Source organism: Enterobacter mori, assembly GCF_025244905.1.
Taxonomy (GTDB): Bacteria; Pseudomonadota; Gammaproteobacteria; order Enterobacterales; family Enterobacteriaceae; genus Enterobacter; species Enterobacter mori_A.
On sequence record NZ_CP104285.1, the window covers coordinates 1,320,509 to 1,345,380 of the forward strand.

At 54.7% G+C, this 24,872-nt stretch carries 21 protein-coding genes; 19 read left to right on the forward strand and 2 right to left on the reverse strand.

Features of this window, described 5'->3' with window-relative positions; genetic code table 11:
- Positions 1-2: 2 nt before the first annotated feature.
- Positions 3-794: an endonuclease VIII gene (gene nei / locus N2K86_RS06200; protein ID WP_260660844.1), complete on the forward strand. Its 792-nt coding sequence runs from the start codon at positions 3-5 to the stop codon at positions 792-794.
- Between the two features lie 89 nt (positions 795-883).
- Here the strand turns inward: nei and N2K86_RS06205 are convergent, their stop codons facing one another.
- Positions 884-2,167 carry a citrate synthase gene (locus N2K86_RS06205; RefSeq protein WP_260660845.1) on the reverse strand — a complete coding sequence of 428 codons (1,284 nt, stop codon included), beginning with the start codon at positions 2,165-2,167 and terminating at the stop codon, positions 884-886.
- Between the two features lie 639 nt (positions 2,168-2,806).
- Here N2K86_RS06205 and sdhC point away from each other — a divergent pair.
- The 8 genes from sdhC (at position 2,807) to sucD (ending at position 12,463) form a co-directional block, all read left to right on the forward strand.
- Positions 2,807-3,211, forward strand: coding sequence for a succinate dehydrogenase cytochrome b556 subunit (gene sdhC / locus N2K86_RS06210; RefSeq protein ID WP_020684965.1), 405 nt, complete (start codon positions 2,807-2,809; stop codon positions 3,209-3,211).
- Positions 3,205-3,552, forward strand: coding sequence for a succinate dehydrogenase membrane anchor subunit (sdhD, locus tag N2K86_RS06215; RefSeq protein ID WP_008501088.1), 348 nt, complete (start codon positions 3,205-3,207; stop codon positions 3,550-3,552). Before sdhC ends, sdhD begins: the two co-directional genes overlap by 7 nt.
- Positions 3,552-5,318: a succinate dehydrogenase flavoprotein subunit gene (sdhA, locus tag N2K86_RS06220; protein WP_089598911.1), complete on the forward strand. Its 1,767-nt coding sequence runs from the start codon at positions 3,552-3,554 to the stop codon at positions 5,316-5,318. Before sdhD ends, sdhA begins: the two co-directional genes overlap by 1 nt.
- A gap of 15 nt (positions 5,319-5,333) precedes the next feature.
- Positions 5,334-6,050 carry a succinate dehydrogenase iron-sulfur subunit SdhB gene (gene sdhB, locus N2K86_RS06225; RefSeq protein WP_010428707.1) on the forward strand — a complete coding sequence of 239 codons (717 nt, stop codon included), beginning with the start codon at positions 5,334-5,336 and terminating at the stop codon, positions 6,048-6,050.
- Between the two features lie 238 nt (positions 6,051-6,288).
- Positions 6,289-9,096, forward strand: a complete 2,808-nt coding sequence (sucA, locus tag N2K86_RS06230; protein WP_089598912.1) for a 2-oxoglutarate dehydrogenase E1 component — start codon at positions 6,289-6,291, stop codon at positions 9,094-9,096.
- Positions 9,097-9,110: 14 nt separating this feature from the next.
- Positions 9,111-10,331: a 2-oxoglutarate dehydrogenase complex dihydrolipoyllysine-residue succinyltransferase gene (gene odhB / locus N2K86_RS06235; RefSeq protein WP_260660846.1), complete on the forward strand. Its 1,221-nt coding sequence runs from the start codon at positions 9,111-9,113 to the stop codon at positions 10,329-10,331.
- 96 nt (positions 10,332-10,427) lie between these two features.
- On the forward strand, positions 10,428-11,594 hold the full coding sequence (gene sucC / locus N2K86_RS06240; protein ID WP_023310791.1) for an ADP-forming succinate--CoA ligase subunit beta: 1,167 nt from the start codon (positions 10,428-10,430) through the stop codon (positions 11,592-11,594).
- Positions 11,594-12,463, forward strand: coding sequence for a succinate--CoA ligase subunit alpha (gene sucD / locus N2K86_RS06245; RefSeq protein WP_008501094.1), 870 nt, complete (start codon positions 11,594-11,596; stop codon positions 12,461-12,463). The genes sucC and sucD overlap by 1 nt, the downstream gene beginning before the upstream one ends.
- Before the next feature lie 83 nt (positions 12,464-12,546).
- Here sucD and N2K86_RS06250 read toward each other — a convergent pair whose 3' ends face one another.
- Positions 12,547-13,263, reverse strand: coding sequence for a GntR family transcriptional regulator (locus N2K86_RS06250; RefSeq protein ID WP_260660847.1), 717 nt, complete (start codon positions 13,261-13,263; stop codon positions 12,547-12,549).
- Between the two features lie 170 nt (positions 13,264-13,433).
- Here N2K86_RS06250 and mngA point away from each other — a divergent pair, with 170 nt between their 5' ends.
- From mngA to tolA, 10 genes are all read left to right on the forward strand, one after another.
- Positions 13,434-15,350, forward strand: a complete 1,917-nt coding sequence (gene mngA / locus N2K86_RS06255) for a PTS 2-O-a-mannosyl-D-glycerate transporter subunit IIABC (RefSeq protein WP_260660848.1) — start codon at positions 13,434-13,436, stop codon at positions 15,348-15,350.
- 23 nt (positions 15,351-15,373) lie between these two features.
- Entirely contained in the window at positions 15,374-18,004 is a 2,631-nt protein-coding gene (gene mngB, locus N2K86_RS06260; protein ID WP_260660849.1) for a mannosylglycerate hydrolase, read from the forward strand.
- 676 nt (positions 18,005-18,680) lie between these two features.
- The gene (gene cydA / locus N2K86_RS06265) at positions 18,681-20,249 is read left to right on the forward strand and encodes a cytochrome ubiquinol oxidase subunit I (protein ID WP_045261075.1); all 1,569 of its coding nucleotides are present in this window, start codon (positions 18,681-18,683) and stop codon (positions 20,247-20,249) included.
- 15 nt (positions 20,250-20,264) lie between these two features.
- Positions 20,265-21,404, forward strand: coding sequence for a cytochrome d ubiquinol oxidase subunit II (gene cydB, locus N2K86_RS06270; protein ID WP_260660850.1), 1,140 nt, complete (start codon positions 20,265-20,267; stop codon positions 21,402-21,404).
- A gap of 14 nt (positions 21,405-21,418) precedes the next feature.
- Positions 21,419-21,532 carry a cytochrome bd-I oxidase subunit CydX gene (cydX, locus tag N2K86_RS06275; RefSeq protein ID WP_003858598.1) on the forward strand — a complete coding sequence of 38 codons (114 nt, stop codon included), beginning with the start codon at positions 21,419-21,421 and terminating at the stop codon, positions 21,530-21,532.
- Positions 21,532-21,822, forward strand: a complete 291-nt coding sequence (gene ybgE / locus N2K86_RS06280; RefSeq protein WP_010428735.1) for a cyd operon protein YbgE — start codon at positions 21,532-21,534, stop codon at positions 21,820-21,822. Before cydX ends, ybgE begins: the two co-directional genes overlap by 1 nt.
- Positions 21,823-21,970: 148 nt before the next feature.
- Positions 21,971-22,375 carry a tol-pal system-associated acyl-CoA thioesterase gene (gene ybgC / locus N2K86_RS06285; protein ID WP_003858593.1) on the forward strand — a complete coding sequence of 135 codons (405 nt, stop codon included), beginning with the start codon at positions 21,971-21,973 and terminating at the stop codon, positions 22,373-22,375.
- Complete coding sequence (gene tolQ, locus N2K86_RS06290; RefSeq protein WP_089598919.1) at positions 22,372-23,064, forward strand: Tol-Pal system protein TolQ; 693 nt, start codon at positions 22,372-22,374, stop codon at positions 23,062-23,064. Before ybgC ends, tolQ begins: the two co-directional genes overlap by 4 nt.
- Before the next feature lie 3 nt (positions 23,065-23,067).
- Positions 23,068-23,496: a colicin uptake protein TolR gene (gene tolR / locus N2K86_RS06295; RefSeq protein WP_003858589.1), complete on the forward strand. Its 429-nt coding sequence runs from the start codon at positions 23,068-23,070 to the stop codon at positions 23,494-23,496.
- A 28-nt stretch (positions 23,497-23,524) separates the two neighbouring features.
- A complete protein-coding gene (tolA, locus tag N2K86_RS06300; RefSeq protein ID WP_221550698.1) occupies positions 23,525-24,778 on the forward strand; it encodes a cell envelope integrity protein TolA in 1,254 nt (417 codons plus the stop codon).
- Positions 24,779-24,872: the final 94 nt, after the last annotated feature.

Consider the following 24,872-nt stretch of genomic DNA (forward strand, 5'->3'; position numbering starts at 1 on the left):
ACATGCCAGAAGGTCCGGAGATCCGCCGCGCGGCGGATAGCCTGGAGGCGGCGATAAAGGGCAAACCGTTGACGAATGTGTGGTTTGCTTTTCCTCAGCTAAAACCGTTTGAATCACAGCTGGTGGGGCAGACGGTGACCCATATCGAAACGCGCGGCAAGGCATTGCTTACGCACTTCTCCCATAACCTGACGTTATATAGCCATAACCAGCTTTACGGCGTCTGGCGAGTGGTGGAGGCGGACGAGCAGCCGCAAACCACCCGCGTGCTGCGCGTCAGGCTGCAAACGGCGGATAAGGCGATCCTGCTCTACAGCGCGTCGGATATCGAAATGTTAACGTCGGAGCAGCTGCTGACGCACCCGTTTCTGCAGCGAGTCGGACCGGACGTGCTGGACATGCGCCTGACGGCGAGCGATGTGAAGGCCCGGCTTTTATCACCTAAATTCCGTAACCGACAGTTTTCCGGTCTGTTCCTCGACCAGGCTTTTCTGGCCGGGCTGGGTAACTACCTGCGGGTAGAGATCCTCTGGGAAGTCGGGCTGGCGGCGCAGCATAAAGCCTCTCAGCTGAGCGATGAACAGCTGGAGGCGTTATCCCACGCGCTGCTGGATATTCCGCGGCTGTCGTACAACACGCGCGGCGTGGTGGATGAGAACACGCATCACGGGGCGCTGTTCCGGTTCAAGGTGTTTCATCGGGCGGGGAAAAAGTGCGAGCGGTGCGGCGGGATTATTGAGAGAACCATTCTCTCTTCGCGACCATTTTACTGGTGTCCTCAGTGCCAGACGTAAAAAAGCCGGGTGGCGGCTACGCCTTACCCGGCCTACGTTTCGCATTTATTTGTAGGCCCGGTAAGCGGTAGCGCCACCGGGCTTAACTTTTAGCGCTTCAGGTCAGACTTAAAATCACGCTGCTCGTAGCCGGTATACAGCTGACGAGGACGGGCGATTTTCATGCCTTCGCTGTGCATTTCGTTCCAGTGCGCAATCCAGCCTACGGTACGGGCCATGGCGAAGATCACGGTGAACATGGAGGACGGAATACCCATCGCTTTCAGAATAATGCCAGAGTAGAAGTCGACGTTCGGGTAGAGTTTCTTCTCGATGAAGTACGGGTCGTTCAGCGCGATGTGTTCCAGCTCCATCGCCACTTCCAGCAGGTCATCTTTGGTACCCAGCTCTTTCAGTACTTCGTGGCAGGTCTCACGCATGACGGTGGCGCGCGGGTCGTAGTTTTTGTAAACACGGTGACCGAAGCCCATCAGGCGGAAGGAGTCATTCTTGTCTTTCGCGCGACGCACGAACTCAGGAATGTGCTCAACGGAGCTGATCTCTTCCAGCATCTTCAGTGCCGCTTCGTTCGCGCCGCCGTGCGCCGGTCCCCACAGGGAGGCGATGCCCGCAGCGATACAGGCGAACGGGTTCGCGCCTGAAGAGCCCGCGGTACGGACGGTAGAGGTAGAGGCGTTCTGTTCGTGGTCAGCGTGCAGGATCAGAATACGGTCCATCGCGCGTTCCAGCACCGGGTTCACTTCGTACTCTTCGCACGGCGTGGAGAACATCATGCGCAGGAAGTTACCCGCGTAGGAGAGGTCGTTGCGCGGATACACAAACGGCTGGCCGATAGAGTATTTGTAGCACATCGCCGCCATGGTAGGCATTTTGGACAGCAGGCGGAACGCCGCAATATCACGGTGACGCGGGTTATTCACGTCCAGGGAGTCGTGGTAGAAGGCCGCCAGCGCACCGGTGATCCCGCACATCACCGCCATCGGGTGAGAGTCACGACGGAACGCATGGAACAGACGGGTAATCTGCTCATGGATCATGGTATGACGGGTCACGGTGGTTTTGAATTCATCGTACTGCGCCTGCGTCGGTTTTTCGCCGTTCAGCAGGATGTAGCACACTTCCAGATAGTTGGATTCGGTGGCTAACTGATCGATGGGGAAGCCGCGATGGAGCAGGATACCTTCGTCACCGTCAATGTAGGTGATTTTGGATTCGCAAGATGCGGTAGAGGTAAATCCAGGGTCAAAGGTGAAAACTCCTTTGGAACCCAGCATACGGATATCAATAACATCCTGACCGAGCGTGCCTTTTAGCACATCCAGTTCAATAGCAGTGTCACCACCCAGGGTGAGCTTTGCCTTTGTATCAGCCATTTACGGTCTCCTTAGCGCCTTATGCTTAAGACTGCGCTTTACCGAATTTGCTTTCAGCTGTTAATCACCGTTACCAGATTGTTATTTGGCTTACCGCTCAGCTCACGAGGACAAACCAGGGTACAGAGCTATGGCGCCTTGCAGGTAAACGAATGAAATATCAGTGAAACAACAGCAAATCAGCGTTTTTGCAGTCCGAATTATTCAAACCTGTATATCACTAATAACTGTCCTGATAACTTCGGTCAATACCATCACACTGTTACATAACTATTTGTCAGGTGAAAGAGAGACCTCATAACTTTTGCGCATTATATGCCTTTTCTGCTGACGTTTGTAACAATATTGTTTAACATTTGTCAAATCAGATGATTAAAAATTAAAAAGATGTTGTTATCGTGACCCTGATCACTGTTCCAGAGAAAACCCGACAAACTGTATGTAGGTTAATTGTAATGATTTTGTGAACGGCCTATACTGCCGCCAGGTCTCCGGAACACCCTGCAATCCCGAGCCACCCAGCGTTGTAACGTGTCGTTTTAGCATTTGGAAGCAATGTTTTGCATGACGCGCAGTTATAGAAAAGGAACGCTGCTTGACCCGCATCGCAGTCCGGAGGAAGGAAACAATAAGAACAGCATGTGGGCGTTATTCATGATAAGAAATGTGAAAAAACAAAGACCTGTCAATCTGGATCTCAAAACGATCCGATTCCCTGTAACAGCAATAGCGTCCATTTTGCACCGCGTCTCCGGTGTGATTACGTTTGTGGCGGTGGGTATTTTGCTGTGGTTGCTGGGAACCAGCCTCTCCTCTCCTGAAGGGTTCCTCCAGGCCTCTGCCATTATGAACAGCTTCTTCGTGAAATTTATCATGTGGGGCATTCTGACTGCGCTGGCGTACCACGTTGTGGTGGGTGTTCGCCATATGCTGATGGACTTTGGCTATCTGGAAGAGACTTTCGAAGCCGGGAAACGCTCCGCTAACATTTCATTTGTGATCACTGTCGTGCTTTCACTTCTCGCAGGAGTTCTCGTATGGTAAGCAACGCCTCCGCATTAGGACGCAACGGCGTACATGACTTCATCCTGGTCCGTGCTACCGCCATCGTTCTCACCCTTTACATCATCTATATGATCGGTTTCTTCGCGACCAGCGGCACGCTGACGTGGGAAATCTGGAGTGGGTTCTTCGGATCTGCCTTCACCAAAGTGTTCACCCTGCTGGCGCTGTTCTCGATTCTTATTCATGCCTGGATTGGCATGTGGCAGGTGTTGACCGATTACGTTAAACCACTGGCGATTCGCCTTCCTCTGCAGCTGGCGATTGTCGTTGCACTGGTGGTTTACGTTATTTATGGATTCGTTGTGGTGTGGGGTGTGTAATGAAACTGCCAGTCAGAGAATTTGATGCTGTTGTGATTGGTGCGGGTGGCGCAGGTATGCGTGCCGCACTGCAAATTTCCCAGAGCGGCCAGACCTGTGCGCTGCTCTCTAAAGTATTCCCAACCCGTTCGCACACCGTGTCTGCTCAGGGCGGTATCACCGTCGCGCTGGGTAATACCCATGAAGATAACTGGGAATGGCACATGTACGACACGGTAAAAGGTTCCGATTACATCGGTGACCAGGATGCCATCGAATATATGTGTAAAACCGGCCCGGAAGCGATTCTGGAGCTGGACCACATGGGGCTGCCGTTCTCCCGTCTGGAAAATGGCACCATCTATCAACGTCCGTTTGGCGGCCAGTCGAAAGATTTCGGCGGCGAGCAGGCGGCGCGTACGGCGGCAGCGGCTGACCGTACGGGGCACGCACTGCTGCACACGCTGTATCAGCAAAACCTCAAAAACCACACCACCATCTTCTCCGAGTGGTATGCGCTGGATCTGGTGAAAAACGCCGATGGCGCAATCGTCGGTTGTACCGCGCTGTGTATCGAAACCGGTGAAGTGGTCTACTTCAAAGCCCGCGCTACCGTGCTGGCAACCGGCGGTGCAGGCCGTATCTATCAGTCCACCACCAACGCCCACATCAACACCGGTGACGGTGTCGGTATGGCTATCCGCGCGGGCGTGCCGGTGCAGGATATGGAAATGTGGCAGTTCCACCCAACCGGTATCGCCGGTGCAGGCGTTCTGGTAACGGAAGGCTGCCGCGGTGAAGGCGGTTACCTGCTGAACAAGCACGGCGAGCGCTTCATGGAGCGTTATGCCCCGAATGCGAAAGACCTGGCGGGTCGTGACGTGGTGGCGCGTTCCATCATGATCGAAATCCGTGAAGGCCGCGGCTGCGACGGCCCGTGGGGCCCACACGCGAAACTGAAGCTCGACCACCTGGGTAAAGAGGTTCTGGAATCCCGCCTGCCGGGCATCCTGGAACTGTCCCGCACCTTCGCACACGTCGACCCGGTGAAAGAGCCGATTCCGGTTATCCCAACCTGCCACTACATGATGGGCGGTATTCCGACCAAAGTGACCGGTCAGGCGCTGACCGTGAACGAGCAGGGCGAAGACGTGGTTATTCCTGGCCTGTTCGCGGTAGGCGAAATTGCCTGCGTATCCGTACACGGCGCAAACCGTCTGGGCGGCAACTCCCTGCTGGATCTGGTGGTGTTTGGTCGCGCAGTGGGTCTGCATCTGCAGGAATCCATTGCCGAGCAGGGCGCGCTGCGTGATGCAACCGATGACGAAATTGATGCCTCTCTTGCGCGCCTCAACCGCTGGAACGGTAACCGTAACGGCGAAGATCCGGTGGAAATCCGCAAAGCGCTGCAGGAATGCATGCAGCATAACTTCTCGGTATTCCGTGAAGGCGACGCGATGGCCAAAGGCCTTGAGCAGCTGAAGGCTATCCGCGAGCGTCTGAAAAATGCCCGTCTGGACGACACCTCCAGCGAGTTCAACACCCAGCGCGTTGAGTGCCTGGAGCTGGATAACCTGATGGAAACCGCTTACGCCACTGCGGTGTCGGCAAACTTCCGTACCGAAAGCCGTGGCGCGCATAGCCGCTTCGACTTCCCGGATCGTGATGACGAAAACTGGCTGTGCCATTCCCTGTATCTGCCAGAGTCGGAATCCATGACGCGTCGTAGCGTCAACATGGAACCGAAACTGCGTCCGGCGTTCCCGCCGAAGATTCGTACTTATTAATGCGGAGACAGGATAATGAAACTCGAATTCTCAGTTTATCGTTATAACCCGGATGTAGACGACGCGCCGCGCATGCAGGATTACACCCTGGAAGCGGAGGAAGGTCGCGACATGATGCTGCTGGATGCCTTAATGCAGCTGAAAGAAAAAGATCCAACGCTGTCGTTCCGCCGCTCCTGCCGTGAAGGGGTCTGTGGCTCTGACGGTGTGAACATGAACGGCAAAAATGGCCTGGCCTGCATCACGCCAATTTCAGCGTTGCAGCGTCCTGGTCAGAAAATTGTTATCCGTCCTTTGCCAGGCCTGCCGGTCGTGCGTGATTTGGTGGTAGACATGGGGCAATTCTATGCACAATATGAGAAGATTAAGCCTTACTTATTGAATAATGGGCAAAATCCACCCGCTCGCGAGCACTTACAGTCTCCTGAGCAGCGTGAAAAACTCGATGGGTTGTACGAGTGTATTCTCTGTGCATGTTGTTCTACGTCCTGCCCGTCGTTCTGGTGGAACCCGGACAAGTTTATCGGCCCGGCCGGTCTGCTGGCTGCCTATCGCTTCCTGATCGATAGCCGCGACACCGAAACCGATAACCGTCTGGAAGGATTAAGTGACGCTTTCAGCGTATTCCGCTGCCATAGCATCATGAACTGCGTCAGTGTGTGTCCTAAGGGACTGAACCCGACGCGCGCCATCGGCCATATTAAGTCGATGCTGTTGCAGCGCAGTGCGTAAGTAAAAATGCCGGATGGCGCTGCGCTTATCCGGCCTACGTAACAGTAGGCCCGGTAAGCGTAGCGCCACCGGGCAAATTGCAGAAACCTTTAAAAACTGCCCTGAAGTCTAGACAGTTTCTAAAGGTTCCTTCGCGGGCCAAATGAAAAGAGCTCGCAGGTGAACCCCGGCACGTACACGTGGTGTGCGTGGTAGTTTCTACGGCGAAAGTAAGCATAAAAATGCTTAAGGGATCACGATGCAGAACGGCGCAATGAAAGCCTGGCTGGACTCTTCTTTCCTTTCTGGTGCGAACCAGAGCTGGATCGAACAGCTCTATGAAGACTTCTTAACCGATCCTGACTCAGTGGACGCAAACTGGCGTTCCATGTTCCAGGAGTTGCCTGGCACGGGAGTCAAACCGGATCAATTCCACTCCAAAACACGTGATTATTTCCGCCGTCTGGCGAAGGATGCCTCACGTTACTCTTCTGCGATTTCCGACCCTGACACCAATGCGAAGCAGGTTAAAGTCCTGCAGCTCATCAACGCTTATCGCTTCCGCGGTCACCAGCATGCGAATCTCGATCCGCTGGGGCTGTGGCAGCAGGAACGTGTGGCCGATCTCGATCCGGCGTATCACGATCTGACCGAGGCCGATTTCCAGGAAAGCTTTAACGTAGGTTCCTTTGCCATCGGCAAAGACACGATGAAGCTGGGCGAACTGATTAACGCGCTCAAGCAAACCTACTGCGGCTCCATCGGCGCGGAATACATGCACATCACCTCTACAGAAGAGAAACGCTGGATCCAGCAGCGTATCGAATCCGTGGCGGGCCACGCGACATTCTCGGCTGATGAGAAAAAACGTTTCCTCAGCGAACTGACTGCAGCAGAAGGCCTTGAGCGCTATCTGGGCGCGAAATTCCCGGGGGCAAAACGCTTCTCGCTGGAAGGCGGTGACGCGTTAGTGCCAATGCTGAAAGAGCTGATTCGCCACGCAGGCAACAGCGGTACTCGTGAAGTTGTACTGGGCATGGCGCACCGCGGTCGTCTGAACGTGCTGGTCAACGTGCTGGGTAAAAAACCGCAGGATCTGTTCGACGAGTTTGCGGGCAAACACAAAGAACACCTCGGCACCGGCGACGTGAAGTACCACATGGGCTTCTCGTCTGATATCGAAACCGAAGGTGGGCTGGTACACCTGGCGCTGGCGTTTAACCCGTCGCACCTTGAAATCGTTAGCCCGGTGGTTATCGGTTCCGTTCGTGCGCGTCTGGATCGTCTGGACGAGCCGAGCAGCAACAAAGTTCTGCCAATCACCATTCACGGTGATGCGGCGATTACCGGCCAGGGCGTAGTTCAGGAAACCCTGAACATGTCGAAAGCGCGTGGCTACGAAGTGGGCGGTACCGTTCGCATCGTGATCAACAACCAGGTGGGCTTCACCACCTCTAACCCGCTGGACGCGCGTTCTACCCCATACTGTACCGACATCGGTAAGATGGTGCAGGCGCCAATCTTCCACGTGAATGCGGATGACCCGGAAGCGGTCGCTTTCGTCACCCGTCTGGCGCTCGACTTCCGTAACACCTTTAAACGTGACGTGCTGATCGACCTGTTCTGCTACCGCCGTCACGGCCACAACGAAGCTGACGAGCCAAGTGCAACCCAGCCGTTGATGTATCAGAAAATCAAAAAACACCCGACCCCGCGTAAAATCTATGCTGACAAGCTGGAAGCGGACAAAGTGGCGACGCTGGAAGATGCGACCGAGCTGGTCAATCTTTACCGCGACGCGCTGGATGCGGGTGAATGCGTAGTGAAAGAGCTGCGCCCAATGAACATGCACTCCTTTACCTGGTCGCCGTACCTCAACCACGAGTGGGATGAGAGCTACCCGAACAAGGTTGAGATGAAGCGCCTGCAGGAGCTGGCTAAACGCATCAGCACCGTACCGGACGCTATCGAAATGCAGTCTCGCGTAGCGAAAATCTACGGTGATCGTCAGGCCATGGCGGCAGGCGAGAAGCTCTTCGACTGGGGCGGTGCGGAAACCCTGGCCTATGCGACGCTGGTTGACGAAGGTATTCCTGTTCGTCTGTCCGGTGAAGATGCGGGCCGTGGTACCTTCTTCCACCGTCACGCGGTGGTTCACAACCAGTCCAACGGTTCAACCTACACCCCGCTGCAGCACGTGCACAACGGCCAGGGCCAGTTCAAGGTCTGGGACTCCGTGCTGTCTGAAGAAGCGGTACTGGCCTTCGAATACGGCTACGCCACCGCAGAACCCCGCACCCTGACCATCTGGGAAGCGCAGTTCGGTGACTTCGCCAACGGTGCTCAGGTGGTTATCGACCAGTTCATCTCCTCCGGTGAGCAGAAGTGGGGCCGCATGTGTGGTCTGGTGATGCTGCTGCCGCACGGTTATGAAGGACAGGGTCCGGAGCACTCCTCCGCGCGTCTGGAACGTTATCTGCAGCTCTGCGCCGAGCAGAACATGCAGGTTTGCGTGCCGTCTACCCCGGCCCAGGTGTACCACATGCTGCGTCGTCAGGCGCTGCGCGGCATGCGCCGTCCGCTGGTGGTGATGTCACCAAAATCTCTGCTGCGTCATCCGCTGGCTGTTTCAAGCCTGGATGAACTGGCCAACGGCACCTTCCTGCCGGCCATCGGCGAGATTGACGAACTGGATCCGAAGGGCGTGAAGCGTGTCGTGATGTGTTCTGGTAAGGTTTATTACGACCTGCTGGAACAGCGCCGCAAGAACGATCAGAAAGATGTCGCCATCGTGCGTATCGAGCAGCTTTATCCGTTCCCGCATCAGGCGATGCAGGACGTGCTGAAACAATATGCTCACGTACATGATTTTGTCTGGTGCCAGGAAGAGCCGCTCAACCAGGGCGCATGGTACTGCAGCCAGCATCATTTCCGTGAAGTGATTCCATTTGGGTCTGCTCTGCGTTATGCAGGTCGCCCGGCCTCCGCCTCTCCGGCGGTAGGGTATATGTCCGTTCACCAGAAGCAGCAACAAGATCTGGTCAATGACGCGCTGAACGTCGATTAATTAAAGGATACATAATGAGTAGCGTAGATATTCTTGTTCCCGACCTGCCTGAGTCTGTAGCAGATGCGACCGTCGCCACCTGGCACAAAAAACCGGGCGATGCCGTTAAGCGCGATGAAGTGCTGGTAGAAATCGAAACTGACAAAGTGGTACTGGAAGTACCGGCTTCGGCGGATGGCGTTCTGGACGCGGTGCTGGAAGATGAAGGTACCACCGTCACCTCTCGTCAGATCCTGGGTCGCCTGCGTGAAGGCAACAGCGCGGGCAAAGAGTCCAGCGCCAAGTCTGAAGAGAAAGCGTCTACCCCAGCGCAGCGCCAGCAGGCCTCTCTGGAAGAGCAAACCAACGATGCACTGAGCCCGGCGATCCGCCGTCTGCTGGCTGAGCACAACCTGGACGCGGCAGCCATTAAAGGCACCGGTGTGGGTGGACGTCTGACGCGCGAAGATATCGAGAAGCACCTGGCGAAAGCACCTGCGAAAGCAGAAGCTAAAGCCCCTACAGCAGCACCGGCAGCGCAGCCTGCTCTGGGCGCACGCAGCGAAAAACGCGTGCCAATGACTCGCCTGCGTAAGCGTGTGGCCGAGCGTCTGCTGGAAGCGAAAAACTCCACCGCGATGCTGACCACCTTCAACGAAGTGAACATGAAGCCAATCATGGACCTGCGTAAGCAGTACGGTGACGCGTTTGAAAAACGTCACGGTATCCGTCTGGGCTTTATGTCCTTCTACGTCAAGGCGGTGGTTGAAGCGCTGAAACGCTACCCGGAAGTGAACGCCTCTATTGACGGCGATGACGTGGTTTACCACAACTACTTCGACGTCAGCATGGCGGTTTCTACCCCGCGTGGCCTGGTGACCCCGGTTCTGCGTGACGTGGATACCCTGGGTATGGCTGACATCGAGAAAAACATTAAAGAGCTGGCTGTGAAAGGCCGCGACGGCAAGCTGACCGTAGACGACCTGACCGGCGGTAACTTCACCATTACCAACGGCGGCGTATTTGGTTCGCTGATGTCTACCCCGATCATTAACCCGCCGCAGAGCGCGATCCTGGGTATGCATGCCATTAAAGATCGCCCTATGGCGGTAGACGGTAAAGTTGAGATCCTGCCAATGATGTACCTGGCACTCTCTTACGACCACCGCCTGATCGACGGCCGCGAGTCCGTGGGCTTCCTGGTAGCGATTAAAGAGCTGCTGGAAGATCCAACGCGTCTGCTGCTGGACGTCTAGTAACGTTTTAGCGTCACCTGCCCTGTAGGCCGGATAAGCGTAGCGCCGGCCTACAGGTTTGAAGATAACGATTACCCTGAAGGATGGATAGAACACATGAACTTACATGAATATCAGGCCAAACAGCTGTTTGCCCGGTATGGCTTACCGGCGCCGGTGGGTTATGCCTGTACTACCCCGCGTGAAGCAGAAGAAGCCGCATCTAAAATCGGTTCCGGCCCGTGGGTAGTTAAATGTCAGGTTCACGCTGGCGGTCGCGGTAAAGCGGGCGGTGTGAAGGTTGTTAAGAGCAAAGAAGAAATTCGTGCGTTTGCTGAACATTGGCTCGGCAAACGTCTGGTAACGTACCAGACAGACGCGAACGGCCAGCCGGTTAACCAGATTCTGGTGGAAGCGGCGACCGACATCGCGAAAGAACTGTATCTGGGCGCGGTGGTTGACCGTAGCTCCCGTCGCGTGGTGTTCATGGCGTCTACCGAAGGCGGCGTGGAAATCGAAAAAGTGGCGGAAGAGACCCCGCATCTGATCCACAAAGTGGCTATCGATCCGCTGGCGGGCCCAATGCCTTACCAGGGTCGCGAGCTGGCGTTCAAACTGGGCCTGGAAGGCAAGCTGGTTCAGCAGTTCACCAAGATCTTCATGGGTCTGGCGAACATTTTCCTGGAGCGCGATCTGGCGCTGATCGAGATCAACCCGCTGGTGATCACCACCCAGGGCGACCTGATCTGCCTCGACGGCAAGCTGGGCGCTGACGGCAACGCGCTGTTCCGCCAGTCCGATCTGCGCGAAATGCGCGATCAGTCTCAGGAAGATCCGCGTGAAGCGCAGGCGGCACAGTGGGAGCTGAACTACGTGGCGCTGGATGGCAACATCGGCTGCATGGTTAACGGCGCAGGCCTGGCAATGGGCACCATGGACATTGTTAAGCTGCACGGCGGTGAGCCAGCTAACTTCCTCGACGTAGGCGGCGGCGCAACCAAAGAGCGCGTAACCGAAGCGTTCAAAATCATTCTCTCTGACGACAACGTGAAGGCCGTTCTGGTGAACATCTTCGGCGGCATCGTCCGTTGCGACCTCATCGCCGACGGCATCATCGGTGCGGTAGAAGAAGTGGGTGTTAACGTTCCGGTGGTTGTGCGTCTGGAAGGTAACAACGCTGAACTCGGCGCGAAAAAACTGGCTGACAGCGGCCTGAATATTATTGCAGCGAAAAGTCTGACGGATGCAGCTCAGCAGGTTGTTGCCGCAGTGGAGGGGAAATAATGTCAGTTTTAATTAATAAAGATACCAAGGTTATCTGCCAGGGCTTCACCGGTAGCCAGGGGACTTTCCACTCCGAACAGGCAATTGCCTACGGTACGCAGATGGTTGGCGGCGTAACGCCAGGTAAAGGCGGCACCACGCACCTGGGCCTGCCGGTGTTCAACACCGTGCGTGAAGCGGTAGAAGCAACGGGCGCAACCGCGACCGTGATCTACGTTCCGGCGCCGTTCTGCAAAGACTCCATTCTGGAAGCGATCGACGCAGGCATCAAACTGATCATCACCATCACAGAAGGCATCCCGACGCTGGATATGCTGACCGTGAAGGTGAAGCTGGATGAAGCAGGCGTGCGCATGATCGGTCCGAACTGCCCAGGCGTGATCACTCCGGGCGAATGCAAAATCGGGATCATGCCGGGCCACATCCACAAGCCGGGCAAAGTGGGCATCGTTTCCCGTTCCGGTACCCTGACCTATGAAGCGGTTAAGCAGACCACTGACTACGGTTTCGGCCAGTCCACCTGTGTGGGCATCGGCGGTGACCCGATCCCGGGCTCTAACTTCATCGACATCCTGAAGCTGTTCCAGGAAGATCCGCAGACCGAAGCGATTGTGATGATCGGTGAGATCGGCGGTAGCGCGGAAGAAGAAGCCGCTGCTTACATTAAAGAGCACGTGACCAAGCCGGTTGTGGGCTACATCGCGGGTGTGACCGCGCCGAAAGGCAAGCGTATGGGTCACGCAGGCGCGATCATCGCCGGGGGTAAAGGTACGGCTGATGAGAAATTCGCAGCGCTCGAAGCCGCAGGCGTGAAAACCGTTCGCAGCCTGGCGGATATCGGCGAAGCACTGAAATCCATCATTAAGTAAGTCCTCTCTGCTCCCCGAAAGGGGGGCGTTGAAGTATAAAAATGTCCGTTTCGACATGGTTGGCCGCTGTAAAGCGGCCTTTTTTATTGCCTGCGTTTGGCGACTAGCGTGAATTTGTAATCGTCGGTATTGAACACGTTGCGGCTGTATTCAAATACCCGCCCGTCCTTCAGAAACCCGCGGGAGACTTTTTCCAGGATCGGCTTTGCTGGATCGAGCGACAGTGCGGCAATCGCCTCGTCTGACGGCATGATCGGCACCAGCTCCTGTTCGCTGCGATCGATAACCAGCTTTTTGATCTGCTCAACGTAGTGGTATTTCGAATTCTCCATCACTTCCCAGGTGAGGTCGGGGAACATCGCCAGCGGCATCCACGTCTCTTCCAGATTCACCGGTTTTTGTTTGATAAAGCGGACGCGTTTAATGTGCCAGACTTTATCGTCCGGGCTGATCGCCAGTTTTGCTGCGAGCCTCTCATCGGCTTTCACCACTTCGAAGACGCTGACGTCGCTGTGCGTATCGACGTTTCGGTCCGCCAGCTTTTCGTAAAAGCCGGTGAGCTGATAAATGTCGTAGTTAACGCGTTCTTCTTTTACGTAGGTACCGCTGCCCTGAATGCTCTCGACGATCTGCTCTTCCGTAAGCAGCTTCAGCGCCTGTCTCACCGTTACACGGCTAACGTTGAACGCCTCCTGAAGACTGGATTCCGTCGGTAACGCATCGCCGGGTTTTAACTCACCCGCATTGATTTTCTCGCGAAGCGCATCGGCTATCTGCCGGTACATCGGTTTGTTACCCATAGAACCTGCCTTTCTAATACCTTTTCACGGAATTATGCCTTCAGCTTAAAATTTGTAAATAATACAATTTAAATACAAATTTGCACTGTTAGTGAAAGTGATCACATAAATGTATTGTATTGCCTGCCACAATTGCCGCCAGACAATAACAACTTAGGTGTGAGGATCTTATGAACCTGACGACTCTGACCCACTCCAGTGCTGTCTGCGTGCAGGCGCACTATGCCAGCCGTGATGAGGCCATTCGCCAGCTTACGATGCGGCTGGTGGCGCTGGGCAAAATTACCGATGGCGATGCTTTTCTGGCGGAGGTCTACCGTCGTGAATCTCAGGGGCCAACTGCACTGGGAGAAGGGCTGGCTGTCCCGCATGGTAAATCGAGCGTGGTGAACGAAGCGGCTTTTGCGGTTGCTACGCTGTGCGAACCGCTGGAGTGGGAGGGGGTAGACGGCCCTGAAAACGTTGAGCTGATCGTCCTGCTTGCTATCCCACCTGCTGAAGCGGGATCCACGCATATCCAGTTGCTGACGGCGCTGACGTCTCGCCTGGCAGATGACGCGCTCCGGGAACGCGTTATGGCTGCAGCGACGGCGGAGGATCTGCTTGATGCGCTGAACGGTGTCTCGCAGGAAGACGAGGTTGCCACATTGGTGAATGCACCAACCGTCATCTGCGTCACCGCCTGTCCGGCCGGGATTGCCCATACCTATATGGCAGCTGAGTACCTGGAAAAAGCGGGACGTAAGCTGGGCGTCAACGTGGTGGTCGAAAAGCAGGGGGCGAACGGCATCGAGGGGCGCATCACCGCGCAGCAGTTGCAGGAGGCCAAAGCGTGCATCTTTGCGGCGGAAGTGGCGATCAAAGAGAACGAGCGTTTTCAGGGGATCCCCACCATTTCCGTGCCCGTCGCGGAACCCCTGCGCCATGCTGAAGCGCTCATTGAGCGCGCGCTGGCGCTACAGCCTTCTACCGATGCGCGTCATGCGCATGGCGATACGGAAATGAAAAAGAGCGTTAAAACTGAACTCAAGCAGGCGCTCCTTAGCGGTATCTCCTTTGCGGTGCCGCTGATCGTCGCTGGCGGGACGGTGCTGGCCGTGTCGGTACTGCTGGCGCAAATCCTGGGGCTGCAGCACCTGTTCGACCAGGAAAACTCATGGCTGTGGATGTACCGCAAGCTTGGCGGCGGCATGCTCGGTATTTTAATGGTACCCGTTCTGGCGGCCTATACCGCTTACTCGCTGGCGGATAAACCCGCGCTGACCCCGGGCTTTGCAGCCGGTCTTGCGGCCAATATGATCGGCTCCGGTTTCCTGGGGGCTATCGTCGGCGGGCTGATCGCGGGCTACCTGATGCGCTGGGTGAAAAATCACATTCGCCTGAGTAGCCGCTTCAACGGTTTTTTAACCTTTTATCTCTATCCGGTTATTGGCGTACTGGGTGCGGGCAGCCTGATGCTGTTTGTGATCGGTGAGCCGGTGGCCTGGCTTAATACTACACTCACCGCCTGGCTTAATGGGCTGTCCGGCGCGAATGCGCTGCTTCTGGGGGCGATCCTCGGGTTTATGTGTTCATTCGATTTGGGTGGTCCGGTCAACAAAGCCTCTTACGCGTTCTGTCTGGGAGCGATGGCTAACGGGGTATTCGGTCCCTATGCGATTTTTGCTTCCGTCAAAATGGTGTCGGCCTTCACCGTCACGGCGTCAACGATGCTGGCACCGAAACTGTTTAAACCATTTGAAATTGAAACCGGTAAATCCACGTGGCTGCTCGGCCTTGCGGGCATCACCGAAGGGGCGATTCCGATGGCGATTGAAGATCCGCTTCGCGTCATAGGTTCATTTGTGCTCGGCTCCATGGTAACAGGCGCAATTGTCGGCGCGATGGGGATCGGGTTGTCCACGCCGGGGGCCGGTATTTTCTCTCTCTTTTTACTTCACGATGCCGGGTTGGGCGGTGTGGTTGCGGCGGCGGGCTGGTTTGGCGCAGCGCTGGTGGGCACCGCTATCTCCACCTTTATTCTGCTGCTCTGGCGACGCCAGGCGGTGAAAAAAGGCAACTACGTCGCTGAAGACGCCATACCGTAATAACGCACAAACAGGAAACGAAGATGAAAGCTGTATCTCGCGTTCATATCACGCCGCATATGCACTGGGACCGTGAGTGGTACTTCACCACCGAAGAGTCGCGTATTCTTCTGGTCAATAATATGGAAGAGATCCTGACCCGTCTGGAGCAGGATGACGAGTATAAATATTACGTCCTCGATGGACAGACGGCGGTGCTGGAGGATTATTTTGCCGTCGTACCTGAAAACCGCTCGCGGGTGAAAGCGCTTGTGGAGCGCGGAAAGCTGATTATCGGCCCCTGGTATACCCAGACCGATACCACGATTGTCAGCGGCGAGTCGATTGTCCGCAACCTGATGTACGGCATGCGCGACTGTATGGCGTTCGGCGAGCCGATGAAGATCGGCTATCTGCCGGATTCGTTTGGTATGTCCGGTCAACTCCCGCATATCTATAACGGGTTTGGCATTACCCGCACGATGTTCTGGCGCGGCTGCTCGGAACGACACGGGACCGACAAAACCGAATTTCTCTGGCAGAGCCAGGACGGCAGTGAAGTGACGGCGCAGGTACTGCCGCTGGGCTACGCGATTGGTAAGTACTTACCGGAGGACGCTGCCGGGCTGCGAAAACGGCTCGACAGCTATTTCGAGGTCCTGGAAAAGGCATCCGTCACCAAAGAGATTTTGCTGCCCAACGGCCACGACCAGATGCCGCTACAGCAGAATATTTTCGCGGTGATGGATAAGCTTCGTGAAATCTATCCCCAGCGTGAATTTGTGATGAGTCGGTTCGAAGAGGTGTTTGACCACATCGACGCGCACCATGATGAGCTGGCGACGCTAAAAGGGGAGTTTATCGACGGGAAATACATGCGCGTTCACCGGACCATCGGCTCCACGCGCATGGACATTAAAATCGCCCATGCGCGTATCGAGAACAAAATTGTCAATATCCTCGAGCCGCTGGCGGCGCTTGCCTGGACGCTGGGCTTCGACTACCACCACGGCCTGCTGGAGAAGATGTGGAAAGAGATCCTCAAAAACCACGCTCACGATAGCATCGGCTGCTGCTGCAGCGATAAGGTGCACCGTGAGATTGTCTCCCGCTTTGAGCTGGCAGAGGACATGGCGGACAACCTGGTGCGTTTCTATATGCGCAAGATTGTTGACAACATGCCGCAAAGCGACGCCGATAAGCTGGTGATGTTCAACCTGATGCCCTGGCCGCGTGAAGAGGTGATGAACACCAAGATTCGGCTGCGGGCCAGCCAGTTCAGACTACGGGATGAAAAAGGCAACGAGATCCCCTGTTTCATTCGAAGCGCGCGCGAACTCGACCCTGGGCTCATCGATCGGCAGATTGTCCATTACGGCAATTACGAACCGTTTATGGAGTTTGATATTCAGTTCAGCCAGATACTGCCGTCGATGGGCTACCGTACGCTGTATATCGAGCCGAACGTGGCCGGGAAGGTGCTCCCAGCGGTGAAAAACACCGAATCCTTACTTGAAAATGCCTTCTGGCAGATTGATTTAAATGGCGACGGCACGCTGCGCCTGCGCGACAAAGAAACCGGGCTTATTTATGACCGCGTACTGGAAATCGAAGAGAGTTCTGACGATGGCGATGAGTACGACTACTCGCCTTCCCGGGAAGAGTGGAGACTCACTTCAGCGCAGGGCGAGCATGACGTTGAGGTCACGCACGAAGGCTGGCAGAGCAGGGCGGCTATCCGCCATCGGATCGCCGTTCCGGCAAATCTGGCCGAACGCGCGGCGCGCCAGCGAAACGGCTCACTCAACGTAGAGTTTGACGTCACCCTTAGCCATAACAGCAGGCGTATTGACGTGGCCGTGCGTCTGGATAACCAGGCTAACGACCACCGCGTTCGCGTGCTGATCCCAACGCCGTTTATGACAGAGGAAGTGTTAGCGGATACGCAGTTTGGCTCGCTCACTCGCCCGGTGCAGGACGCGGCGATGGCGACCTGGCATGAGGAGGCCTGGAAAGAAGCGCCGGTTCCCGTCTGGAATTTACTCAACTATGCCGTCCTGCAGGAAAAGCGAAACGGGCTGGCGCTCTTCACCGAGGGCCTGCGTGAGTTTGAAGTAGTGGGCGATGACAAAAAAGCGTTCGCCTTGACCTTGTTGCGCGGCGTGGGGCTGCTCGGGAAAGAAGATTTGCTGCTGCGTCCAGGCAGACCTTCGGGGATCAAAATGCCTGTTCCTGACTCTCAGGTGCGCGGGCCGTTAACCTGTCGCTTTAGCCTCTTCAGCTTCAGCGGTACGCCAGAAAACGCGGGCGTCGCGCAGCAGGCTAAATCGTGGCTAACGCCGGTGCAGTGCTATAACAAAATTCCCTGGGATGCGATGAAACTGAATCGCGCGTCGTTTATCACGCCGGAAAGTTACAGTCTGCTAGCGCTTTCGCCAACGGGATGCGTGCTCAGTACGCTCAAAAAGGCTGAAGATCGTGATGAGCTCATTCTCCGCCTGTTCAACCCTTCGGCGTCCAGCGCATGTGACACGACGTTATCCATGAATCCGACGGTGAAACGGTGGCGCGAAACGGACATGAACGAACGGATAATGGATCGGTGTGAAGAAGAGGGCATTGTCGGGGCATTCAGGCCGGGGCAATCGCGAACCTTTAGTATTCTTTTCGCCTGAGCACCGTGATACGAAAAAGGCTGCAGCCAGGGCAGCCTTTTTCATTAAATAGTCACATGGAGGTGTTAATTTATGAGGTGTTAAAAGTAAATCAAATGTAATTTCGAAGGGTTGCATAAATGCAATGGAAAAATAGCCTGGCCCGACTACGCTTTATTGTTTGTCCCTCGTTGAAATGGTGCTCTCTTTAGCGTTAATTAAAATCACTTCTGTTTATATTTTTTCCCGTCTTCGATAACCAATCTCATCTTTGCATGTACATATCATTAACATGGTTTTTACCATTCTCACCATGATTAAACATGGTTAACATCAATGATTGTTTTTGATTTAAATCAAAGTTTAATCCTTGGAAAAAGGTGACGAAAGGCGCTAAATTGTCCCCGATCAAAATGGCCGAAAAGTGGTAATTTTGCTATAAATTGATCGCCGTCGAAAAACGTAAATGTGATTCAATAAAAACCTGTTTATTGTAAGGGTTTTGCAGCGTATTATATTTGCGGGATCAATTTGAGTTTTTTATTAACCTATTTGTAACCTGACGTCATCGTTTTTATCCTTCTCCAGGGTAATAACGACGACCAGGATGCGAATAATTTGTATTGGGGCATGCGTGTGGATCTCTCTCTGACGGGGTTCACTCTCGGAGTCTTCATGCGATGAGCAAGGAGTCATAATGTTAGACGTAGTCGAACTGTCGCGCTTACAGTTTGCCTTGACCGCGATGTACCACTTCCTGTTTGTGCCACTGACGCTCGGTATGGCGTTCCTGCTGGCCATCATGGAAACGGTTTACGTCCTTTCCGGCAAACAGATTTATAAAGATATGACCAAGTTCTGGGGCAAGTTGTTTGGTATCAACTTTGCACTGGGCGTGGCAACCGGTCTGACCATGGAGTTCCAGTTCGGGACTAACTGGTCTTACTATTCCCACTATGTAGGGGATATCTTCGGTGCGCCGCTGGCCATTGAAGGTCTGATGGCCTTCTTCCTCGAATCCACCTTTGTAGGTCTGTTCTTCTTCGGTTGGGACCGTCTGGGTAAAGTCCAGCATATGGCGGTAACCTGGCTGGTGGCATTAGGTTCTAACCTGTCCGCGCTGTGGATCCTGGTGGCGAACGGCTGGATGCAGAACCCAATCGCGTCCGATTTCAACTTCGAAACCATGCGCATGGAAATGGTCAGCTTTGCTGAGCTGGTCCTGAACCCGGTTGCTCAGGTTAAATTCGTTCACACCGTGGCTTCTGGCTATGTGTGCGGCGCGATGTTCGTACTGGGTATCAGCTCCTACTACATGCTGCGCGGTCGTGACTTCGCTTTCGCAAAACGCTCTTTTGCTATTGCAGCAAGCTTCGGTATGGCGGCAATTCTCTCCGTTATCGTTCTGGGTGATGAATCCGGTTACGAAATGGGTGACGTGCAGAAAACTAAACTGGCCGCAATTGAAGCCGAATGGGAAACCCAGCCGGCGCCTGCGGCCTTTACGCTGTTCGGTATTCCCGATCAGGACGCGCAGGAAAACCGCTTCGCTATTCAGATCCCTTACGCTCTGGGTATCATCGCCACCCGTTCTGTTGATAAGCAGGTGACCGGTCTGAAAGAGCTGATGGTGCAGCATGAAGAGCGTATCCGTAACGGGATGAAAGCTTACTCGCTGCTGGAACAGCTGCGCGCGGGTTCAACCGATCAGGCCGTTCGCGATCAGTTTAACGACGTGAAGAAAGACCTGGGTTACGGCCTGCTGCTGAAACGCTATACCCCGAACGTCTCCGACGCGACGGAAGCGCAAATCCAGATGGCAACCAAAGACTCAATTCCGCGCGTTGCACCGTTGTACTTCGCATTCCGTATCATGGTGGGCTGCGGCATCATCATGCTGCTGATTATCGCGGCGTCCTTCTGGTCCGTGATTCGCAACCGTATCGGTGAGAAAAAATGGCTGCTGCGCACCGCGCTGTACGGTATTCCACTGCCATGGATTGCCATCGAATCCGGTTGGTTTGTTGCGGAGTATGGCCGTCAGCCATGGGCAATCGGTGAGGTGCTGCCAACGGCGGTAGCGAACTCGTCACTGACAGCGGGTGACCTGATCTTCTCCATGCTGCTGATTTGCGGTCTATACACCCTGTTCCTGGTGGCTGAACTGTTCCTGATGTTCAAGTTCGCGCGCCTTGGCCCAAGCAGCCTGAAAACCGGTCGCTATCACTACGAGCAGTCCACCGCGACTACTCAGCCGGCACGCTAAGACAGGAGTCATCAAATGATCGATTATGAAGTATTGCGTTTTATCTGGTGGCTGTTGATCGGTGTTCTGCTGATCGGTTTTGCGGTCACTGATGGTTTCGACATGGGTGTGGGGATGCTCACCCGTTTCCTCGGTCGTAACGACACCGAGCGTCGAATCATGATCAACTCCATTGCCCCTCACTGGGACGGTAACCAGGTGTGGCTGATCACCGCAGGCGGCGCGCTGTTCGCTGCCTGGCCGATGGTCTACGCGGCTGCGTTCTCCGGCTTCTACGTGGCGATGATTCTGGTGCTGGCATCTTTGTTCTTCCGTCCGGTAGGCTTCGACTACCGTTCCAAGATTGAAGATACCCGCTGGCGTAACATGTGGGACTGGGGCATCTTCATCGGTAGCTTCGTTCCGCCGCTGGTGATTGGCGTGGCATTCGGTAACCTGCTGCAGGGCGTACCGTTCCACATGGATGAATACATGCGTCTTTACTACACCGGTAACTTCTTCCAGCTGCTGAATCCGTTTGGTCTGCTGGCAGGCGTTGTTAGCGTGGCGATGATCATTACTCAGGGTGCGACCTATCTGCAGATGCGTACCGTGGGTGAACTGCACCTGCGTTCCCGTGCAACGGCTCAGGTCGCGGCGCTGGTCACTCTGGTTTGCTTCGCTCTGGCCGGTGTGTGGGTGGTGTACGGTATTGATGGTTACGTGGTGACGTCTGCGATCAACCATGCTGCGCCGTCTAACCCGCTGACGAAAGAAGTCGCGCGTCAGGCGGGTGCCTGGATGGTGAACTTCAACAATACCCCTGCTCTGTGGGCTATCCCGGCGCTGGGCGTACTGTTGCCACTGTTGACCGTGCTGACCTCTCGTCTGGAAAAAGGCGCCTGGGCGTTCGTGTTCTCTTCACTGACCCTGGCGTGCATCATTCTGACTGCAGGTATTGCGATGTTCCCATTCGTCATGCCATCCAGCACCATGCTGAATGCTAGCCTGACCATGTGGGATGCAACCTCCAGCCATATGACGCTGAACCTGATGACGTATGTTGCTTGCGTGTTCGTTCCGATTGTTCTGGCCTACACCATCTGGTGTTACTGGAAAATGTTCGGGCGTATTACCAAAGAACATATCGAAAGCAACACCCACTCTATGTACTAAGTAAGGAGCTGAATATGTGGTATTTCGCATGGATTTTAGGGACGCTTCTTGCCTGTGCATTTGGTGTCATCACTGCCCTGGCGCTTGAGCACGTTGAAGCGACCAAAGCGGGTGAAGAAAAACACTAATGAATATTATCGCAACGTTATATGCGGTAATGGACAAGCGCCCGTTACGGGCGCTTTCTTTAGTGATGGCATTACTGCTGGCGGGCTGCATCTTCTGGGACCCGTCGCGCTTCGCGGCAAAGACCAGCGAACTTGAGATCTGGCACGGCTTCCTCATCATGTGGGCGGTGTGCGCAGGGGTCATTCACGGCGTGGGCTTTCGTCCGAAAGCTGTTCACTGGCAGGGAATTTTCTGCCCGCTGATTGCCGATTTAGTTCTCCTCGCTGGTCTGATTTTCTTCTTCTTCTGAATAAGAAATGTCCTATAACGATATGGGCTTACCCGAGCCCATAAAAATTTACTCTCCGTTTACTTTCTCCCATTCCAAACCATCATTCCCGCGCGTATAGTAGCGAAGTTTAAAAGCTCTAACTTTTGTTGCATTACTGGGATGTAAAGTGAATACAACGCTGTTTCGATGGCCGGTTCGTGTCTACTACGAAGATACCGATGCCGGTGGTGTGGTCTACCACGCCAGCTACGTTGCTTTTTATGAACGGGCACGCACAGAGATGCTGCGCCATCATCACTTTAGTCAACAGGTGCTGTTGGCTGAGCGAGTTGCCTTCGTGGTACGCAAGATGACGCTTGAGTATTTTGCGCCTGCCAGACTCGACGATATGCTCGAAGTCCAAACTGAAATTACATCAATGCGCGGAACCTCACTGGTTTTCACGCAGCGGATAGTCAATGCAGAGAACACCGTACTGAACTCAGCTGAAGTACTGATTGTCTGTGTTGATCCAACCATAATGAAGCCTCGTGCGCTTCCTAAGTCTATTGTCGCGGAGTTTAAGCAGTGACTGACATGAATATCCTTGATTTGTTCCTGAAGGCTAGCCTTCTGGTTAAACTTATCATGTTGATTTTGATTGGTTTTTCAATCGCATCCTGGGCCATCATTATCCAGAGAACGCGTATTCTTAATGCCGCTGGCCGTGAAGCCGAAGCGTTTGAAGACAAGTTCTGGTCGGGTATCGAACTTTCTCGTCTGTACCAGGAAAGCCAGGGACGCCGTGATAACCTTTCAGGCTCCGAACAAATTTTCTATAGCGGATTCAAAGAGTTTGCCCGCTTACATCGCGCGAATAACCACGCGCCGGAAGCGGTGGTAGAAGGTGCCTCGCGTGCGATGCGCATTTCAATGAACCGCGAACTGGAAACCCTTGAGACGCACATTCCGTTCCTCGGCACTGTGGGTTCCATCAGCCCGTATATCGGTCTGTTTGGTACCGTGTGGGGGATCATGCACGCCTTTATCGCGTTAGGCGCGGTGAAGCAGGCAACGTTGCAGATGGTTGCGCCGGGTATCGCTGAAGCACTGATTGCGACCGCTATCGGTCTGTTTGCGGCAATCCCGGCGGTTATGGCTTATAACCGTCTGAACCAGCGTGTGAACAAACTGGAACTGAACTACGACAACTTTATGGAAGAGTTCACCGCGATTCTGCACCGTCAGGCGTTTACCAGTACCGAGAGCAACAAGGGGTAAACCATGGCCAGATCGCGTGGACGAGGTCGTCGCGAGCTCAAGTCCGAAATCAATATCGTTCCACTGCTGGACGTACTGCTGGTACTGCTGCTGATCTTTATGGCGACAGCGCCCATCATTACCCAGAGCGTGGAAGTTGATCTGCCGGATGCGACAGAATCACAGGCGGTAAGCACCAATGACGATCCTCCGGTCATCATTGAGGTTTCCGGTGTAGGGCAGTACAGCGTGGTGGTCGAGAAAGATCGTATGGATCAACTGCCACCCGAGCAGGTTATTGCTGAAGCGCAACGACGCCTGGAGTCAAATCCGAAAACGGTCTTCTTAATCGGTGGCGCGAAAGACGTGCCTTACGATGAAATTATTAAAGCGCTGAACTTGCTACATAGTGCGGGCGTTAAGTCTGTTGGCTTAATGACTCAGCCTATTTGATCATCTGCGTAGTTTTTGGGAACCGATAGTGTCAAAGGCAACCGAACAGAACGACAAGCTTAAGCGAGCGATAATCGTCTCCGCAGTGCTGCACGTTATTCTTTTTGCAGCGCTGATCTGGAGTTCGTTCGACGAGCACATTGATGCATCAGCTGGCGGCGGTGGGGGATCTTCCATCGATGCCGTCATGGTGGATCCCGGTGCGGTAGTGCAGAACTATAATCGTCAGCAACAGCAGCAGGCGAGCGCAAAACGTGCTGAAGAGCAGCGTGAAAAACAGGCGCAACAGCAAGCGGAAGAACTGCGTGAAAAGCAGGCCGCGGAGCAGGAGCGTCTGAAGCAGCTTGAGAAAGAGCGTTTGCAGGCGCAGGAAGCGGCGAAAGAGCAGGCTGAGCAGCAGAAACAGGCTGAAGCCGCAGCGAAGAAAGCGCAAGAACAGCAGAAACAGGCGGAGGAGGCTGCGGCCAAAGCCGCTGCAGATGCGAAAGCACAGGCAGATGCGCAGGCTAAATTAGCCGCAGACGCTGCGAAGAAAGCCGCTGCTGACGCTCAGAAGAAAGCTGAAGCTGAAGCCGCGAAGAAAGCCGCTGCCGATGCTCAGAAGAAAGCTGAAGCAGAAGCCGCTAAGAAAGCCGCTGCTGATGCTCAGAAGAAAGCTGAAGCGGAAGCTGCGAAGAAAGCCGCTCAGGAAGCAGAGAAGAAAGCTGCAGCCGAGGCGGCGAAGAAAGCGGCTGCCGCCGAGAAAGCCGCTGCTGAAAAAGCGGCCGCCGCTGAAAAAGCCGCAGCCGATAAAAAAGCTGCAGCCGCGAAGGCCGCTGCCGATAAGAAAGCAGCCGCCGAAAAAGCCGCTGCGAAAAAGGCTGCTGCCGCTGAAAAAGCTGCCGCTGCTGCAGGCGTTGACGATCTGCTGGGCGATCTCAGTTCAGGTAAGAATGCACCGAAAACGGGTGGCGGAGCGAAAGGAAACAACGCAGCGCCGTCTGGAAGTGGTAACACTAAGAGTAACGGTGCATCAGGCGCTGAAATCAACGGTTATGCCGCGCAGATTAAATCCGCTATCGAAAGCCGATTTTATGATGCGTCTTCCTACACCGGTAAAACGTGTACGCTGCGTATAAAACTGGCGCCGGATGGGATGCTGCTCGATATTCAGTCTGAAGGTGGCGATCCAGCCTTATGTACTGCGGCACTGGCTGCAGCGCGTCAGGCGAAGATGCCAAAACCGCCTTCTCAGGCCGTGTATGAAGTCTTTAAAAATGCGCCACTGGACTTCAAACCTTAAGTTACATTTTCCCCGTGCAAACGGGGGAAAATAGACCAGGTTTAGTCACAGGGTTCAGGTAGTTTTGTCTATTTGAGTTTGTTAACATTCTGCT

Excerpts from the sequence above, each read along its gene's own strand:
- sucA (WP_089598912.1), top strand. The coding sequence starts at position 6,289 with ATGCAGAACGGCGCAATGAAAGCCTGGCTGGACTCTTCTTTCCTTTCT.
- N2K86_RS06205 (WP_260660845.1), bottom strand. The coding sequence starts at position 2,167 with ATGGCTGATACAAAGGCAAAGCTCACCCTGGGTGGTGACACTGCTATT.
- cydB (WP_260660850.1), top strand. The coding sequence starts at position 20,265 with ATGATCGATTATGAAGTATTGCGTTTTATCTGGTGGCTGTTGATCGGT.
- tolR (WP_003858589.1), top strand. The coding sequence starts at position 23,068 with ATGGCCAGATCGCGTGGACGAGGTCGTCGCGAGCTCAAGTCCGAAATC.
- cydX (WP_003858598.1), top strand. The coding sequence starts at position 21,419 with ATGTGGTATTTCGCATGGATTTTAGGGACGCTTCTTGCCTGTGCATTT.
- mngA (WP_260660848.1), top strand. The coding sequence starts at position 13,434 with ATGAACCTGACGACTCTGACCCACTCCAGTGCTGTCTGCGTGCAGGCG.
- sucC (WP_023310791.1), top strand. The coding sequence starts at position 10,428 with ATGAACTTACATGAATATCAGGCCAAACAGCTGTTTGCCCGGTATGGC.
- sdhC (WP_020684965.1), top strand. The coding sequence starts at position 2,807 with ATGTGGGCGTTATTCATGATAAGAAATGTGAAAAAACAAAGACCTGTC.
- sucD (WP_008501094.1), top strand. The coding sequence starts at position 11,594 with ATGTCAGTTTTAATTAATAAAGATACCAAGGTTATCTGCCAGGGCTTC.
- nei (WP_260660844.1), top strand. The coding sequence starts at position 3 with ATGCCAGAAGGTCCGGAGATCCGCCGCGCGGCGGATAGCCTGGAGGCG.
- odhB (WP_260660846.1), top strand. The coding sequence starts at position 9,111 with ATGAGTAGCGTAGATATTCTTGTTCCCGACCTGCCTGAGTCTGTAGCA.
- ybgE (WP_010428735.1), top strand. The coding sequence starts at position 21,532 with ATGAATATTATCGCAACGTTATATGCGGTAATGGACAAGCGCCCGTTA.
- mngB (WP_260660849.1), top strand. The coding sequence starts at position 15,374 with ATGAAAGCTGTATCTCGCGTTCATATCACGCCGCATATGCACTGGGAC.
- cydA (WP_045261075.1), top strand. The coding sequence starts at position 18,681 with ATGTTAGACGTAGTCGAACTGTCGCGCTTACAGTTTGCCTTGACCGCG.
- sdhB (WP_010428707.1), top strand. The coding sequence starts at position 5,334 with ATGAAACTCGAATTCTCAGTTTATCGTTATAACCCGGATGTAGACGAC.
- sdhA (WP_089598911.1), top strand. The coding sequence starts at position 3,552 with ATGAAACTGCCAGTCAGAGAATTTGATGCTGTTGTGATTGGTGCGGGT.
- N2K86_RS06250 (WP_260660847.1), bottom strand. The coding sequence starts at position 13,263 with ATGGGTAACAAACCGATGTACCGGCAGATAGCCGATGCGCTTCGCGAG.
- sdhD (WP_008501088.1), top strand. The coding sequence starts at position 3,205 with ATGGTAAGCAACGCCTCCGCATTAGGACGCAACGGCGTACATGACTTC.